The following is a 17,020-nucleotide window of genomic DNA, read 5'->3' as shown; positions in this document are numbered from 1 at the left end:
CCCCCGCCGCCACGGCGGGGCACTCAGACCGGTACCCCGCCGTCACTGTGCCGCTCAGACCGGCGCCCCCGCCGCCACTGTGCCGCTCAGACCGGCGCCCCCGCCGCCACTGCGGGGGCACCGAGCACATCGGAGAGCAACTGCGCGCACCACTGCAGCAGCGCCTGGTCGCGCAACGGCTCGCCGCCGATCCGACGGGTGGTCGGTCGGGGCACGCTGACCTGGTCGGTGGCCTGCTTGTAGACGGCATCCGGGTGGTAGCGCTTGAGCCGCAACTGCTTCGAATCCGGCAGCGGCAGCGGGCCGAACCGGACGTGCTTGCCCTGCATGGACACGTCGGTCAGGCCGTACCGGCGGGCCAGCAGGCGGAACCGGGCCACCTCCACCAGGTTCTGCACCGGGGCCGGAGGCTCGCCGTACCGGTCGGTCATCTCGGCGACCACCTCGCGGAGACGGTCCTCGTCGCGCGCCTCGGCGAGCTTGCGGTACATCTCCAGGCGCAGCCGTTCCACACTCACGTAGTCGTGTGGCAGGTGCGCGTCGACCGGCAGATCGATCTTGACATCGACCTCCTCCTCCGGCCGCTCACCCTTGAACGCGGAGACCGCCTCGCCGACCATCCGCACGTACAGGTCGAAGCCGACGCCCTCGATGTGCCCGGACTGCTCACCGCCGAGCAGGTTGCCGGCGCCCCGGATCTCCAGGTCCTTCATCGCCACGTACATGCCGGCGCCCAGCTCGGTGTGCTGCGCGATGGTCGCCAGCCGCTCGTGGGCGTGCTCGGTGAGCGGCTTCTCCGGCGGGTAGAGGAAGTAGGCGTACGCCCGCTCCCGACCCCGGCCGACCCGGCCCCGGATCTGGTGCAGCTGCGCCAGGCCGAGCAGGTCGGCCCGCTCCACGATCAGCGTGTTGGCGTTCGGGATGTCGATGCCCGACTCCACGATCGTGGTGCAGACCAGGACGTCGAACTCCTTCTCCCAGAAGCCGACCATCACCTTCTCCAGCGCGTCCTCGCTCATCTGGCCGTGCGCCACCGCGACCCGCGCCTCGGGCACCAACTCGCGCAGCCGCCGCGCTGCCCGGTCGATCGACTCGACCCGGTTGTGCAGGTAGAAGACCTGCCCGTCGCGGAGCAACTCGCGGTGGATGGACGCCGCCACCTGTCGGTCGTCCTGCGCACCCACGAAGGTGAGCACCGGGTGCCGCTCCTCCGGTGGGGTGGCGATGGTCGACATCTCCCGGATGCCGGTGATGGCCATCTCCAGGGTCCGCGGGATCGGGGTGGCCGACATGCTCAGCACGTCGACCGACGCGCGCAGCGTCTTCAGGTGCTCCTTGTGCTCGACACCGAAGCGCTGCTCCTCGTCGACGATCACCAGACCGAGCTGCTTGAACCGGGTGGCGGTCTGCAACAGACGGTGGGTGCCGATGACGATGTCGACGGTGCCGTCGGCGACCATCTCCAGCGTCCGCTCGGTCTCCTTCGCGGTCTGGAACCGGGACAGCTGCCGGATCTGCACCGGGAACTGGCTCATCCGTTCGGCGAACGTGTTGTAGTGCTGCTGCACCAGCAGCGTGGTCGGCACCAGCACCGCCACCTGCTTGCCGTCCTGCACCGCCTTGAAGGCCGCCCGGACGGCGATCTCGGTCTTGCCGTAACCGACGTCGCCGCAGATCAGCCGGTCCATCGGCACGGTCTGCTCCATGTCCCGCTTGACCTCGTCGATCGCCGCGAGCTGGTCGGGCGTCTCCTGCCAGGGGAAGGCGTCCTCCAACTCCCGCTGCCACGGGGTGTCCGGGCCGAACGAGTGGCCCTTGGACGCCTTACGGGCGGCGTAGAGCTGGATCAGCTGCGCGGCGATCTCCCGGACCGCCTTGCGGGCGCGGGCCTTCGACTTCTGCCAGTCCGAACCGCCCATCTTGTGCAGGGTCGGCTGCTCCCCGCCCACGTAACGGGAGAGCTGGTCGAGCTGGTCGGTCGGCACGAACAGCCGGTCGCCGGGCTGGCCGCGCTTGCTGGCCGCGTACTCGATGACCAGGTATTCACGGCTCGCGCCGTTGACGGTGCGCTGCACCAGCTCGACGTACCGGCCGATGCCGTGCTGCTCGTGCACCACGTGGTCGCCGGCCTTCAGCTCCAGCGGGTCGATGGTGTTGCGCCGCCGGCTCGGCATCTTGCGCATGTCCCGGGTCGACGTGCCCCGGCCGCCTGTCACGTCGTTGCCGGTGAGCAGCACGAAACGGGACGCCTCGTCGACGAACCCGCTACTCAACGCGCCGCAGGTGACCACCAGCTCACCGGGGACCGGCGCGGTCGGCACCTCCTCGGTCAACCGGGCGCCCAGCCCGGCGTCACGGAGCACCTCCACCGCCCGCTGGGCGGGACCGTGCCCCTCGAACACCAGCGCGATCGACCAGCCCTCGCCGGCCCAGCGCTTCAGATCGTCGACCACCCGGCTGGTCTCGCCGTGGTACAGCGGGGCCGGCTGAGCGCCGAGGGTCACCGCGATGGCGTCGTCCGGGGTGACGGCGACCTCCTCCGGCGAGTCCTCCCAGGGCTGCCGCGTCTCGGCCGTCTCCCCCTCGGTCAGGCCGAACGGAGACAACGTCCACCACGGCTGGCCGAGCTTGCCGGCGGCCGCGCGCACCTCAGCGAGGGTGCGGAAGGCGGCCGCGCCGACGTCCACCGGGGCCTGGCCGCCGACCGCGGCGGCGGCCCAGCTGGCCTGCAGAAACTCCTCCGAGGTACGCACCAGGTCGTGCGCCCTCGTGCGGATCCGCTCCGGGTCGCACAGCAGCACGTGGGTGCCGGACGGCATGACGTCCAGCAGCAACTCCAGCGAGTCGGGGCCGACGAGCACCGGTGCCAGCGACTCCATCCCCTCCACCGGGATGCCCTCGGCCAGCTTGTCGAGGATCTCGGCCAACTCCGGGTGCTGCTCCGCCAGCGCGGCGGCCCGCTCACGGACCGCCGGGGTGAGCAGCAACTCCCGGCAGGGCGGCGCCCACAGCAGCGGAACCTGCTCGATGGTCCGCTGGTCGGCCACGGCGAAGGTGCGGATCTCCTCCACCTCGTCGCCCCAGAACTCGACCCGGGACGGGTGCTCGTCGGTCGGCGGGAAGACGTCCAGGATGCCGCCGCGCACGGCGAACTCCCCACGCTTGGTGACCAGGTCGACCCGGGCGTACGCCATGTCGATCAGTCGGCGGGCGACCTCTTCGAGATCCGCCTCCTCGCCAGCGGCGAGCTGCACCGGCTCCAGGTCACCGAGCCCCTTGAGCTGCGGTTGGAGCAGCGAACGGACCGGGGCCACGACCACCCGCAGCGGCCCGGTGCCGCCGTGCGCATCGGTGGCCTCCGGGTGCGCCAACCGGCGCAGCACGGCCAACCGTCGGCCGACCGTGTCCGAGCGGGGCGACAGACGCTCGTGCGGCAGCGTCTCCCAGGAAGGGAAGACGACCACCTGCTCGGCGGGGAGCAACGCACCCAGGGCGGCGGCCAGGTCGTCCGCCTCCCGGGTGGTGGCGGTCACCGCCAGCACGGGCCGCCCGGCCCCGCCACCGGCACCGTCGGCGGTGCTGCGCGCGCTGCCGGGGCCGGCGTCGGTGCTGCTGGTGCTGCCGGGGCTGCCGGGGCTGCGGGTGCTGCCGGAGCTGGCGGGGCTGCGGGTGCTGCCGGGGCTGGCGTCGATGGGGTCGGTGCTGCGGGTGCTGGCGGGGTCGGCGTCGATGGGGTCGGCCGCGACGGCGGCGACAGCGAACGGGCGCAGCGCCGCCGGGGCGGTGATGTCGAGGCCGTCGACCTGGGCGGCACCGGAGCGCGCCAGGTCACGCGCCCGGGCCAGCCCGGGGTCGGCCAGGGCGGCGGTGAACAGACCGGTGAGCAAGGGAATCCTTCCAGGGGAGTCGACGCACACGACGGCGGCCCCTCGTCCAGCCGGACGGGGGGTGCACGACAACCAGCCTATCCCCGTCGACCCACACACACCCCCTTCCTCCAGGTCGCCGCGCCCCGGCGCCCCGCGCCCCGCGCCCCGCGCCCCGCGCCCCGCGCGCAAGATCCGCACGACATCGGCGATATTGCTGCCTCCAACACGCGGGAAACACCAACATCGCCGATGTTGCGCAGATCTTGACGACGACCACCGCCCCGGAGATCGCAAGCGCGGCGTGGGGCACCAGCGCCGCCGAGGTCACGCTCGAACAAGGAAGTAGGGGCCTCACCGACGAACGACACCACTACAACCAGGATGTTGCGCGATCTTGGAGCCGGAACGGCCTTCGGCGCGAGCATCCGCCGATCCGCACACCCCCCTCCAAGATCCGCGCAACTTCGGGGAAAGTGCTGTCTCGCCGGGCGCTGAGGCAGCAACTTCACCGATGTTGCGCGGATCTTGGGCCGGACGGCCCGCACGCCGGACGCGGGTCCCGCACGCCGGACGCAGGCCCCGCACGCCGGACGCCCCGCAGACCGGACGCCCCGCAGACCGGACGCAGGCCCCGCACACCGGACGCGGGCATCTCGCAGACCAGGGCAGGTGGGTCCCGCTTGACCCGGGCGCTCCGGTCGGCCAATCACGTTCGCGGATCTTGACCGACTGCCGGCTGGCGTGGTCGGGTTTCGGGATGGGTGAGCAGTGGCGGGCACAGTTCGACGCGGAGGTGAGCTTCGCCAACGGCGGAGGGCTGCGTACCGAGGGGTTTCGGCTGGACATTCCTGGTCAGGAGATCAGCGACGAGGACCTCGCGGCGTTGTTCGTCCGGCATCTCGGGTTGCTGATGGTCGCCGACGTCCGGATCAGCGCGAAGACGATCATCGAGGAGCCGCACAAGGGCGGCCGGGGCGTAGCCGTCGATCAGCCCACGTCCGGGCGCAGACCGATCGAGCTGAGCCACGTGATCAGCGATGGGATGACCACCCTGCCGGGTTGGCCGGGGCCGCGGATCACCGACTGGCTGACGTTCGCGGCATCCCGGGAGCGGTACTCCCCGGGCACCGAGTTCCACGTGGCCCGGATCGACCTGATCGCCAACACCGGCACGTACCTGGACACTCCCGCCCACCGCTGGGCCGGTGCCGACGACCTGACCGGGGTGCCGCTGGATCGTCTCGTCGACCTGCCCGGGGTGGTGGTCCGGGTGCCGGCCGGCACCCGAGCGGTGGACCGGCTCATGCTGGCCCCCTACGAGGTGGCCGGTCGGGCGGTGTTGCTGCACACCGGGTGGGACGCGCACTTCGGCACCGAGCGGTACGGCGCGCCGGAAGCGCCGTACCTCACCGGGGACGCCGCCCAGGCGCTTGCCGACGCGGGGGCGGCCCTGGTCGGCATCGACTCGGTCAACATCGACGACATGAGCCCGGCGGCCGGCGGCGTACGCCCCGCGCACAGCACACTGCTCGCCGCCGGCATCCCGATCGTGGAGCACCTGACCGGCCTGGACGCGTTGCCGCCGACCGGGTTCCGGTTCACCGCGGCACCGCCGATGGTGGCCGGTATGGGCACCTTCCCGGTCCGCGCCTTCGCCGTCGTCAACAGCTGAACAAACCCGACACCACAAACCCCGACACCACGAGCCGGAAGCGACAAACCGCAGGGCGCCACAAGCCATCGCCGACACGGGTCAGTAGCGCACCGAGATCCGGCGCGCTACGGCGTCCACCCGTACCTCACCCCCGTACGGGATGATCAACTGCGGGTCGGTGTGACCGAGGTCGACGTCGAAGACCACCACCGCGTCCGGGTTGTACGGCGTGAGCGCACGCATGATCGCCTCCCGCTGGGCCTCGCCCCACGCCTGCCGTTCCGGCACGGACAGCGGCTTGTCGAAGTCCCACGTCTTGGGGCGCCCGACGATGACCGCTCCGAAGGCGGCGAGCAGCCCCCGCTCCCCCATGTTCCGCACGATCCGGAACACCTCCCGGGCGCTCGGCATCTCCTGGGAGGTCTCGACGATCAGCACGGACCCGGCCACCTCGTCGGCGGTCGGCACCCGGTCGGCGGCCATCAGCCAGTGCAGGATCTCCAGGTTGCCACCCCAGGTGCACCCCTCCACCACCCGCTGCGGGCCGTGCCAGCGCCAGCCCTCGCCGGGCAGCATCTCCGGCTCGTAGGCCAGCGTCTCCGGCTCGGTCCACGGGTTGGGCCGGTCACCCCAGGTGGGCGCGGGCGTCAACTCGTACCAGTCGGTGGTGAACAGCGCGGCGCGCAGCGAGCCGAAGGTCAACGGGTGCGACGCGCCCGGCCGGCCGAGGTGTACCAGCACCGATCCACCGTGGTACGCGACGATGCCCAACCGGTACAGGTGGTTGAGCACGTTCGTGTTGTCGGAGTACCCGAAGTAGGGCTTGGGGTTGGCCCGGATCACGTCGCCGTCGAGGTGCGGGGTGACCGTGATCAGGTCGTCGCCGCCGACCGTCGCGAGCACCGCGGTGACGCTCGGGTCGGCGAACGCGGCGGTCAGGTCGCGGGCCCGGTCACGCGGGTCCGCCCCCATGATCCGAGTGGTCGGGTACTCCACCGGCTCCAGGCCGAACTCCTCGCGCAGCCGGCGCAGCCCCAACTCGTACACGTGGGGGAAGAGACCCGGCAGGCCGGCGGAGGGTGAGACGACGGCGACCCGGTCGCCCGGCCGTGGTTTGGGTGGATAGATCAACGTCCCCATGATCGAAGGCTAACTGCCCGGCCAACCGGTTTCCGTCCTGCCGCCGCTGAAACGGAAATTAGGCTTTCGATGTGGATGAAGCACCGCAAGGTCGCGACTGGGCCCCGCGCAGCATCGGGCTGCTCATCGGCACGCTCGCGCTGGCCACCGCGTTCATCGCGGCCTACGTCGGTGCACTGCACCAGCCCACACCCCGCGACCTGCCGACCGGCGTCGTCGCGAGCGACCAACGCGCGCGGGCCACGCTCGACGCCGTCCGCGACCAGACCGACATCCTCAAACCCATCGAGTACGAGGACACGAGCGCTGCCGAGCACGGTCTGCTCAGTCGCGCGGTGTACGCCGTGCTCAGCACCGGCCCGGACGACGGCCTGCTCCTCACCGTGGCGAGCGCCTCCGGCCCCTCCGCCACCAGCGCGATCAGGGAGGTCCTCAGTGCCGCCGCCACCCGCACCGGGACCCCGTTGCGGATCGTCGACCGGGTGCCGGTCACCTCGGCCGACCCGCGCGGTGTGGTGCCGTTCTACCTCAACGTCGGGTACGTGCTCGGCGGGTACCTCGGTTCGACAGTGCTCGGGATCTCCGCCGGCACCACCCCACGGACGGCGCGGCGGGCCGGGCTACGCGTCGCCGCCCTGGCGGTCTACAGCGTGCTGCTCGGCATCGCCGGCGCGGTGGTGGTCGGGCCGGTCCTGGACGTCTGGCAGCACGACGTGCCGACGATCGCCGCGATCGGCGCGCTGGCCGTCCTCGCCGCCGCGATGTTCGCCAGTGCCATCCAGGGATGGCTGGGTGTCGCGGGCACCGCGCTGGTCATCCTGCTGCTGGTGGTGCTCGGCAACCCCGGCTCCGGCGGCATCTACGCGCCGGAGTTCCTGCCCGGGGTGCTGCGCGGCATGCACCGGTGGAACATCCCCGGGCTCGCCAACGACCTCACCAAGGCGGCGGTCTACTTCGACTGGCGATCCGCCGGCTGGCCGGCGAGCGCCCTCGCGCTCTGGGCGGTGGCCGGCATCGTCGGGTTGGTCAGCGCGAGCCTCGTGCGGGGCCGCCGCGCCGCCACCACCGCCCCCGGACCGACCGCGCCGCCCGGGTAACCCGCCAGGCCGCCAGGCCGCCAGGCCGCCAGGCCGCCAGGCCGCCAGCAAGCCCACCCCGACCCCCGACCGGTCCGCCACCGGCCCCCTGGCCGCCCAGCCCGCCCCGAGCGACCCACGCCACCCCACTGACCAGCCCATCCTGGCCGTGGACCGGCCTACCCGGGTCGGCGCGCCAGCCGGGCACGGTGGCTGAGATCACGTCGGAAACGCCGCCCCGAAGCCACTGGATCACCCGGGGGCCCTCCAGACATCCGGTCCGCGCGGATACCATCCAGTAAGTCGGACAGCGCTGTCCTTCGTCACCACGTAAGGGAGCGCATCGTGACCGATCAGCACGACCACGACGGCCCGGACGCCGCGCTGCGTGCCGACATCCGCCGACTCGGCACCCTGCTCGGGCAGACGCTGGCCCGCCAGGAGGGTCGCCCGCTGCTCGACCTCGTCGAGGAGATCCGCGCCCAGGTCCGCACCGACGCCCCGGCGGCCGCCCAGCGCCTCGGCGGCCTCGACGTGACCACTGGCACCAAGCTGGCGCGAGCCTTCTCCACCTACTTCCACCTGGCCAACATCACCGAGCAGGTGCACCGTGCGCGGGATCTGCGCCGCCGCCGCGCGGTGCAGGGTGGGTGGTTGGACCAGGCCGCCAAGATGATCGCCGAGCGTGGGGTTCCGGCCGAGGAGATCGCCAACGCGGCCCGCCGGTTGGCGGTCCGGCCGGTGTTCACCGCGCACCCGACCGAGGCGGCCCGCCGCTCGATCCTGTCCAAGCTGCGGGCCATCGCCGACGAGTTGGACACCGAGACCGCCAACGCGATCCTCTACGGCGCCAGCGACGAGGGCCCCGCCAACCGCCGCCTGGCCGAGTTGCTGGACCTGATGTGGCAGACCGACGAGTTGCGGCTCGACCGGCCGGACCCGACCGACGAGGCCCGCAACGCCATCTACTACCTGCGCGACCTGTACGCCGAGGCCGCCCCTCAGGTGCTCGACGACCTGGCCGACACGCTGCGTACCCTCGGGGTGGAGACCTCGCCGACGGCCCGGCCGCTGAGCTTCGGCACCTGGATCGGCGGCGACCGGGACGGCAACCCGTTCGTCACCCCGGCGGTCACCCGCGAGGTCCTGACCATCCAGCACGAGCACGGCATCGCCGCGACCGAGAAGGCGATGGACCACCTCATCAACGAGGTCTCGGTCTCCCGCCGGCTGCGCGGGGTGTCCCTGGACCTGTCCGCCAGCCTCGCCGCCGACCTGGACGCGCTGCCCGAGGTGGCGACGCGGTTCCGTCGGGTCAACGCGGAGGAGCCGTACCGGCTCAAGGCGCGCTGCGTGAAGGCGAAGCTCGCCAACACCCGGCAACGGCTGCGCCAGGGCACCGCGCACGTGCCGGGCCGGGACTACCGGGGCTCCGCCGAGCTGATCGCCGACCTGGACCTCCTGCGCGCCTCGCTGGCCCGCAACTCCGGGCAGCTCACCGCCGTCGGCCGGCTGGCCTCCACCATCCGTACGGTGTCCGCGTTCGGGCTGCACCTGGCGACAATGGACGTCCGGGAGCACGCCGAGGCGCACCACGCGGTGCTGGCCCAGCTCTACGAGGCGGTCGGCGAGGTCTCCGACTACCCGGCGCTGACCCGGCTGGAGCGCACCAAGCTGCTCGCCGACGAGCTGACCGGTCGCCGGCCCCTGTCCACTCTGGACACGGCGCTGACCGAGCCGGCCCGCAAGACGTTCGACGTGTTCGGGACCATCCGGGAGGCACAGGACCGGTTCGGCACCGAGGTGATCGAGTCGTACATCATCTCGATGACCCTGGGCGTCGACGACGTGCTGGCCGCCGTGGTGCTGGCCCGCGAAGCCGGTCTGGTGGACGTGCACAGCGGGCGGGCCCGGATCGGGTTCGTGCCGCTGCTGGAGACCCCGGCCGAGCTGAACGCCGGCGGTGAACTCCTCGACGAGCTGCTCTCGTTGCCCGCGTACCGGGCGTTGGTGACCGCTCGGGGCGACGTGCAGGAGGTGATGCTCGGCTACTCCGACTCGAACAAGGAGGCCGGGATCACCACCAGCCAGTGGTCGATCCACCGGGCGCAACGCGCGCTGCGTGACGTGGCCGCCCGGCACGGGGTGCACCTGCGGCTGTTCCACGGCCGGGGCGGCACGGTCGGGCGCGGCGGCGGGCCGACGCACGAGGCGATCCTGGCCCAGCCGTACGGCACGATGGACGGCGCGATCAAGGTGACCGAGCAGGGCGAGGTGATCTCCGACAAGTACACCCTGCCGTCGCTGGCCCGGGAGAACCTGGAGCTCACCCTCGCCGCGGTGCTCCAGGCGACACTGCTGCACACCGCGCCCCGGCAGCCCGCCGAGATGCTGGAACGGTGGGACGCCACGATGGACGTGGTCTCCGAGTCGGCGTTCCGCTCCTACCGGTCCCTCGTCGAGGAGCCGGACCTGCCGGCGTACTTCTGGGCGTCCACCCCCACCGAGTTGCTCGGCGCGTTGAACATCGGCTCCCGTCCGGCGAAGCGCCCGAACACCGGGGCGGGCCTGTCCGGTCTGCGGGCGATCCCGTGGGTGTTCGGCTGGACGCAGACCCGGCAGATCGTGCCGGGTTGGTTCGGTGTCGGTTCCGGGCTGGCCGCAGCACGCGAGGCCGGTCTCGCCGACGTGCTGGCGGAGATGCACCGCAACTGGCACTTCTTCCGCACGTTCCTGTCGAACGTCGAGATGATGGTGACCAAGACCGACCTGAACATCGCCCGTCGGTACGTGGAGACCCTGGTGCCGAAGAAGCTGCACCCGATCTTCGAGCAGATCGAGCAGGAGTACGAGCTGACGAAGCGCGAGCTGCTGACGGTCACCGCCTCCCCCGCGCTGCTGGAGAACTCGCCGGTCCTCCAACGCACCCTGGCCGTCCGCGACACCTACCTGGAGCCGTTGCACCATCTCCAGGTGGCGCTGCTGCGGCAGTACCGGGAGTCCGGAGCCGCCGGACGTGCGGTGGCCACCGCACCGGGCGGCCGACGCGCGCCGAGCGACGGCACCGCCCTGGAGCGGGCGCTGCTCACCACGGTGAACGGCATCGCGGCCGGCATGCGCAACACCGGCTGACCCGAGGGCCCGGACCCGGCCCCGGGCCAGCCCGGTCGATCATGGAGTTGTGGTGCCTCGCAAAAGCCGCTGACTAGGGCGACGCGGTCACCACAGCTCCATGATCGACGGACCGGGCGGGGTCAGAAGTCGCCGCCACCGAAATCGCCGCCACCGAAATCGCCGCCGAAATCGCCACCGCCGAAATCGCCACCGCCGGCGTAGTCGCCGCCCTGGTCGCCACCGCCGTAGTCGCCGCCCACGTCGCCGCCCTGGTCGAACCCGTCACCGAAGCCCTCCTGGTAGCCGGCGTCGTAGCCGTAACCGGGGTCGGCGAAGGCCGGCGAGAACAGCGCGTCGGCGATCAGGATGCCGCCGAGCACGCCGGCGCCGGCGCCCAACGCCGTCTTCCACCAGGGCGTCGAATACCACCCCGCCGGCACCGGCCGGCCCTGATAACGCCCACCGGGGTAGTAGTAGGGCGTTTCCCGGCCGGGCTGCGGGCCGGCGCGGAAGGTCTGCCCCTGCACGTCGACCTCGCGCTCCTTGGTGAGCTGCCCGACGCCGTGGGCGGCGGCCAGCGCCGGCACCTCGGGGCCCGGGTCGATGCCCAACGCGGTACGCGCCGCCCGGATGTAGGCCAGCCCTTCCAGCGCGGTCTCCCGGGCCAGCGCGAACTGGTGCGGCGTACGCGCCTGCTCCAGCTGTGAACCGGCCGCGTTGTACCGCTCACCGGCATCGGCCAGCGCCTGACGGACCGCCGGGTCGTCGCCGTGCAGGTTGATCAACTGGCCGCCGAGGCGCTCGTACCACCGTTGCGCGTCGGCGCGGGCGTCTCCGAGTGCGGTGCGTCGACGGGCGTTGGCCCTCGTGCCGGCCAGCACGCCGGCACCCACCACTGCGATGAAGACGACCGCGAGGCACAGGACAGCTTCCATGCCCTCGAACGTACCCGCGGGTGCCACGTCGTATCCGTCTGGCAAGCTCCAGTGATGGACGTCTCCACGCTGCTCCTGGTGATCGTGTGCCTCGGCGCCGGCGGGGCCGTGGGCTGGCTCGCGGCGCGGTCCCGGTCGGCGGCCGACATCGCCCGCCTCGACGCCACCCTGGCCGCCACCCGGGAGGGCGAGGGCCGGTTGGAGCAGTCCATGCGGGCGCTCAGCTACGAGGCCACCGCGCAGTCGCAGGAGGCGGTGGCCCGGGCGGTCGCCCCGCTGCACGACACGCTGCGCCGCTACGAGCAGCGGGTGGCCGAGCTGGAGCACGACCGCGTCGACGCGTACGCCGAGCTGCGCGAGCAGGTCCGCTCGATGAGCACCGTCTCCGGTGAGCTGCGCACCGAGACCAAGCAGCTGGTGGCGGCGCTGCGGGCGCCACAGGTGCGGGGCCGGTGGGGCGAGCACCAGCTACGCCGGATCGTCGAGGCGGCCGGGATGCTGGAGCACTGCGACTTCGCCGAGCAGGTCACCGCCACCACCGACCAGCAGGTCGTCCGCCCGGACCTGGTGGTCCGGCTGCACGGCGGCCGATCGGTGGTGGTGGACGCCAAGGCGCCGTTCGACGCGTACCTGACGGCAATGGAGTCGCGCGACGAACGCGGCCGGGACACCCATCTCGACGCGCACGCCCGACACCTGCGTGGGCACGTCGACGCCCTGGCCGCGAAGTCGTACTGGTCGGCGTTCGACAGTTCACCGGAGTTCGTGGTGCTGTTCGTCCCCGCCGACCCGTTCCTCGACGTCGCCCTCCAACGTGACCCGACCCTGCTGGAGCACGCCTTCACGCGCAACGTGGTGCTGGCCACTCCGGCCACACTCGTCGCCCTGCTCCGCACTGTCGCCTACTCCTGGCGGCAGGAGGCGCTGGCCCGTAACGCCCTGGCGGTGCACACTCTGGCCCGCGAGCTGTACGGACGGCTCTCCACGCTGGGCGACCACGTGGGCAAGCTCGGTTCGTCGCTGGCCGGTGCCGTGACCGCGTACAACCGGGCGGTCGGCTCGTTGGAGGCGCGGGTGCTGGTCAGCGCCCGCAAGCTCGCCGAGTTGGGCGTCTCGGACGAGGAGTTGGCGACGCCCCCGCAGGTCGAGTCGACACCCCGGCAGCCGCAGGCGCCCGAGCTTGTCGACCCCACCGACGAGCTCCCGGCCCGCCAGCCAACCATGTGACAGTGCGTATGCATGCATGTCACGAAGTGGTCACAAGGGACTGACCAGTAGTGACAGTGCTCGTCGATACACCGAAGGATTCTGCTCACCCACGCGCCCTCGCCCTTGAGGGCCCTGTTCTCTGGAGGAAAGAGAACGTGAGCAAACCCCGAGATCTGCGTCGGCGTACCTCCGCCGCGCTCTTCGCGTCGGTCCTGGCGGCTGGCGCCGTGACCGTCGTGGGTGGTGTCGCCACCGCGGCCGCCGCTCCCGTCACCACACCTGACGCTTCCCCAGCCACCGCTGCCGAGACGCTGGGCGCTCACGACGCCAAACTGCTCAGCGAGGCCCGGGCCAAGAAGGCCCCGACCGTCACTCTGATCGTCTCCACCGAGCAGGGTGAGGCGGGGGACGTCGCCGACAGCCTCACCAAGCTCGGCGGCACGGTCAGCCAGCGGCAGGACAAGGTCGGCTTCGTGCTGGCCAAGGTCCCGACCGACAAGGCCCTCACCGCGGCGCGGCTGCCCGGTGTGTCGGCCGTCGACCTGGACGAGGTCATCCACCTGCCCGACCCGGCACCGGAGAAGACCCCCACCGGCACCGCCGGCGCGCGGCAGGCCACGGTGGACGCACCGGGTGAGGCCACCCGGGCGGACAACCCGTACATGCCGACCAATGAGACGGGCGCAGTCAGATTCACCGACGCCCACCCGGAGTGGGACGGCCGGGGCGTGACGATCGGCATCATGGACTCGGGTGTCGACCTGGCCCATCCGGCGTTGCAGCGGACCACCACCGGCGAACGCAAGATCGTCGACTGGGTGACCGCGACCGACCCGCTGGAGGACGCGACGTGGCGGCGGATGCAGACCGAGGTCACCGGCCCGTCGTTCGCCATCGCGGGCGGCACCTGGACGGCACCGGCCGGCACGTACCGGTTCAACCTGTTCAGCGAGTCGGTCACCAGCGCCAGTGACGCCCGGGGTGACGTCAACCGTGACGGCGACACCACCGACACCTGGGGTGTGCTCTACGACCCGGCCACCAACAACATCTGGGTCGACGCCAACCAGAACCGCGACTTCACCGACGACGCGATGATGCGGCCGTACAAGGAGAAGTACGACGTCGGTTACTTCGGCACCGACAACCCGGCGACCCCGGTCGCCGAGCGGCAGCCCTTCGTCGTCGAGTTCCGCAAGAACGTGAACACCACGCCGATCGGCCTCCCCGGCCTGTGGGACTACGTCAACATCGGCATCGTCGAGAGCACCCACGGCACCCACGTCGCGGGCATCACCGCCGCCAACGACATGCTCGGCAACGACGTCTTCGACGGCGCGGCCCCGGGCGCCAAGCTGGTCTCCGCCCGTGCCTGCTCCTGGGGCGGCGGCTGCACCGCGGCGGCTCTCACCACCGGCATGATCGACCTGGTGGCCAACCGCGGGGTCGACATCGTCAACATGTCGATCGGTGGCCTTCCCGGTCTGAACGACGGCAACAACGCCCGGTCGAACCTCTACAACGAACTGATCGAGACGTACGGCGTGCAGTTGGTCATCTCGGCCGGCAACTCCGGCCCGGGCCTCAACACCGTCGGCGACCCGTCCGTCGCCAGCAACGTGATCAGCGTCGCGGCCAACATCAGCAAGGACACCTGGCTGGCCAACTACGGCTCGGTGGTGCGGAAGAAGAACGCCCTGTTCAACTTCTCCTCCCGTGGCCCGCGCGAGGACGGCGGCTTCAAGCCGAACATCGCCGCCCCGGGCTCGGCCATCTCCACCGCGCCGACCTGGCAGCTCGGGGCCCCGGTCCCCGAGGCCGGCTACGCGCTGCCCCCGGGCTACGCGATGCTGAACGGCACCTCGATGGCGTCCCCGCAGACCGCCGGTGCCGGCGCGTTGCTGCTGTCGGCCGCCAAGGCCACCGACCGGGGCGTCAGCCCGGCCGCCCTGCGGCGCGCGCTGTTCACCTCGGCCAAGCCGATCGCGGACGTGCCGACGTACGCGCAGGGCTACGGCATGGTCAACGTCCCGGGCGCCTGGCAGCTGCTGCGCCAGGGCGTCGAGACCCGGTCGTACGTCTCCGACGCGGCGGTCTGCAGCCCGCTGGCCGACCAGCTGACCATCTGGAACGGCGTGAAGTTCGTGCCGAACCCCGGTCGGGGCACCGGCGTCTACAACCGTTGTGCCGCCTCCGACGGCGGTCACAAGGTCGGGCAGAGCAAGACCTACCCGGTCAAGATCACCCGTACCAGCGGCCCGGCCGGCACCATCAGGCACGACATCACGGTGCAGGGCGACGACGGCACGTTCAAGGCACCGAAGACCGTCGCGTTGCCGCTGAACAAGGCCGTCACCGTCAACGTGACCGCCAAGCCGACCGTGGAGGGCGCGCACGGCGCGATCATGCGGATCGACGACCCGGCCACGAACGTCGTCGACTTCGAGGTCTCCACCGTGGTGGTGGCCTCCAACGACGTGAAGAAGCCGACCTTCGCGTACGCCAACGAGGGCTCCGTCGACCGCAACGGCTACACGTCGTACTTCGTGACCGTGCCGGAGGGCGCCAAGGCGCTCCAGGTGAACCTGTCCGGGATCGCCACCGGTTCGCAGACCCGGTTCATCGCCATCAACCCGCTGGGTGTGCCGGTCGAGGCGACCACCAGCACCGTCTGCTACACCAACTTCTCCGACGTCAACGTCTGCAAGCCGCAGGAGCGGGACTACCAGAACCCCCTGCCCGGGGTCTGGGAGATCGAGGTGGAGTCGCGGCGGACCTCGCCGGCACTGAACAACCCGTTCAAGCTCCAGGTGCGGGTGCAGGGCCTGGCGGTCGAGCCGGCGCTGGTCGAGCTGCCCAGCGTCGAGGCCGGCGAGCCGACCAACGTGAGCTGGGACGTGACGAACGTCTTCGGCCCGGTCTCGGTCAGCGGCCGTAGCGGCGCGTTGACCGGTGTGCGCACCGAGCGTCCGACGATCACCGAGGGCGGCCCCAACCAGGAGTGGACCGTCGAGATCCCGGCGGGCACGTCGACGTTCACCGCCCGGATCGGCAACCCCGCGAACGCGGGCGCCGACCTGGACCTGTACGTCTACCGAGGCACCACCGAGGTCGGCCGGGCCGCTGACGGCGACTCGGAGGAGGCGGTCACGCTGACCAACCCGCCCGCGGGCACCTACCGCGTGGTGGTGGAGCCGTACGGGGTCGACGGGCCGGGCACCAGCACCGCGTACGACTACTACGACGCGTTCGCGTCCGCGTCGCTGGGCACGATCACCGCCCCGGCGACGGCGGTGCCGCTGATGCACGGCGATTCGACGACCATCACCGGCACGGTGACGGCGGTGGCCGTTCCGGCCGACGGTCGTCAGCTCTCCGGTGAGTTGGCGATCGTCACCACCGAGGGCGCGGTCGTCGGCCGCGGCACCGTGTCGATCGGCACCGTGAACTGATCGCTGCGTAAGACCAGCAGGAGCCCGTCCCCGGATCCGGGGGCGGGCTCCGGTCTGTCAGAGCGAGGGGTTGCCGTGCGAGCCGCGTTGAGCCGGCCGACCCTCGACGGCGTCAGGACCGGTGGGCGGCCGACACGACGAAGGGGGTGCCCTGCTGGCAGGTCGTCATCATGCCGGGCTCCACCCGACCGGTGACCTCGACCCGCGCGCCGGGCGTCAGCACGTCACGGGGACCGCCGAGAAGCAGGTAGCCGTCGAGCAGTACGCAGCCGGGCTCCACACCACCCTGCACGGTGCCGCTCAGGGTCGTCGCGCCGACTCCCGGTGGCGTGCTGGGGCCGCCCGGCTTCGGGACGCTCGGAGTCTTCGGGCCGGCCGGCGGGGTGGGGTCGATACTCGATGGCGAAGCGGTCGGGTCGGGCGTGGGCGAGCTGGTCACCGGCTGCGCTCCCGTCGGGGTCGGGGTGGGTGTGCCACCTCCGGTGTCCTGGCTGCCGCAGGCGCTCAGCGCCAGGCAGACGGCCAGCGCGGAGACGGCGAGCCGAAGAGTCCTCATACCGAATCTGACGTA

General features: G+C 71.7%; 9 protein-coding genes. 5 read left to right on the top strand and 4 right to left on the bottom strand.

Going from position 1 to position 17,020, the window contains the following annotated elements:
* Positions 1-86: 86 nt before the first annotated feature.
* On the bottom strand, positions 87-3,845 hold the full coding sequence (gene mfd, locus O7616_RS09325) for a transcription-repair coupling factor (protein ID WP_282307574.1): 3,759 nt from the start codon (positions 3,843-3,845) through the stop codon (positions 87-89).
* Positions 3,846-4,626: 781 nt separating this feature from the next.
* Between mfd and O7616_RS09320 the strand changes: the two genes are divergently transcribed.
* Positions 4,627-5,541 (top strand): cyclase family protein, encoded by a 915-nt coding sequence (locus O7616_RS09320; RefSeq protein ID WP_282306426.1) that lies wholly within the window; start codon positions 4,627-4,629, stop codon positions 5,539-5,541.
* Between the two features lie 81 nt (positions 5,542-5,622).
* On the opposite strand, the gene O7616_RS09315 is transcribed toward O7616_RS09320, so the two are convergent.
* Positions 5,623-6,663 carry a S66 peptidase family protein gene (locus O7616_RS09315; RefSeq protein ID WP_282306425.1) on the bottom strand — a complete coding sequence of 347 codons (1,041 nt, stop codon included), beginning with the start codon at positions 6,661-6,663 and terminating at the stop codon, positions 5,623-5,625.
* A 71-nt stretch (positions 6,664-6,734) separates the two neighbouring features.
* Between O7616_RS09315 and O7616_RS09310 the strand changes: the two genes are divergently transcribed.
* Together O7616_RS09310 and ppc are read left to right on the top strand one after the other, a co-directional pair.
* Entirely contained in the window at positions 6,735-7,760 is a 1,026-nt protein-coding gene (locus O7616_RS09310) for a hypothetical protein (protein ID WP_282306424.1), read from the top strand.
* Between the two features lie 324 nt (positions 7,761-8,084).
* Positions 8,085-10,871 carry a phosphoenolpyruvate carboxylase gene (gene ppc, locus O7616_RS09305; RefSeq protein WP_282306423.1) on the top strand — a complete coding sequence of 929 codons (2,787 nt, stop codon included), beginning with the start codon at positions 8,085-8,087 and terminating at the stop codon, positions 10,869-10,871.
* 122 nt (positions 10,872-10,993) lie between these two features.
* Here the strand turns inward: ppc and O7616_RS09300 are convergent, their stop codons facing one another.
* Positions 10,994-11,788 (bottom strand): hypothetical protein, encoded by a 795-nt coding sequence (locus O7616_RS09300; RefSeq protein WP_282306422.1) that lies wholly within the window; start codon positions 11,786-11,788, stop codon positions 10,994-10,996.
* A 54-nt stretch (positions 11,789-11,842) separates the two neighbouring features.
* On the opposite strand from O7616_RS09300, the gene O7616_RS09295 reads away from it, so the two are divergent.
* Both O7616_RS09295 and O7616_RS09290 read left to right on the top strand, forming a co-directional pair.
* The gene (locus tag O7616_RS09295; protein ID WP_282306421.1) at positions 11,843-13,015 is read left to right on the top strand and encodes a DNA recombination protein RmuC; all 1,173 of its coding nucleotides are present in this window, start codon (positions 11,843-11,845) and stop codon (positions 13,013-13,015) included.
* Between the two features lie 137 nt (positions 13,016-13,152).
* Positions 13,153-16,449, top strand: coding sequence for a S8 family serine peptidase (locus O7616_RS09290; RefSeq protein ID WP_282306420.1), 3,297 nt, complete (start codon positions 13,153-13,155; stop codon positions 16,447-16,449).
* 112 nt (positions 16,450-16,561) lie between these two features.
* Here the strand turns inward: O7616_RS09290 and O7616_RS09285 are convergent, their stop codons facing one another.
* A complete protein-coding gene (locus O7616_RS09285) occupies positions 16,562-17,005 on the bottom strand; it encodes a hypothetical protein (RefSeq protein ID WP_282306419.1) in 444 nt (147 codons plus the stop codon).
* Between the last annotated feature and the right edge of the window lie 15 nt (positions 17,006-17,020).

Source organism: Micromonospora sp. WMMD964 (assembly GCF_029581455.1).
Classification (GTDB): domain Bacteria; phylum Actinomycetota; class Actinomycetes; order Mycobacteriales; family Micromonosporaceae; genus Micromonospora.
This window is presented reverse-complemented; position numbering and strand designations above follow the sequence as displayed.

Excerpts from the sequence above, each read along its gene's own strand:
- O7616_RS09285 (WP_282306419.1), bottom strand. The coding sequence starts at position 17,005 with ATGAGGACTCTTCGGCTCGCCGTCTCCGCGCTGGCCGTCTGCCTGGCG.
- O7616_RS09320 (WP_282306426.1), top strand. The coding sequence starts at position 4,627 with ATGGGTGAGCAGTGGCGGGCACAGTTCGACGCGGAGGTGAGCTTCGCC.
- O7616_RS09315 (WP_282306425.1), bottom strand. The coding sequence starts at position 6,663 with ATGGGGACGTTGATCTATCCACCCAAACCACGGCCGGGCGACCGGGTC.
- O7616_RS09295 (WP_282306421.1), top strand. The coding sequence starts at position 11,843 with ATGGACGTCTCCACGCTGCTCCTGGTGATCGTGTGCCTCGGCGCCGGC.
- O7616_RS09300 (WP_282306422.1), bottom strand. The coding sequence starts at position 11,788 with ATGGAAGCTGTCCTGTGCCTCGCGGTCGTCTTCATCGCAGTGGTGGGT.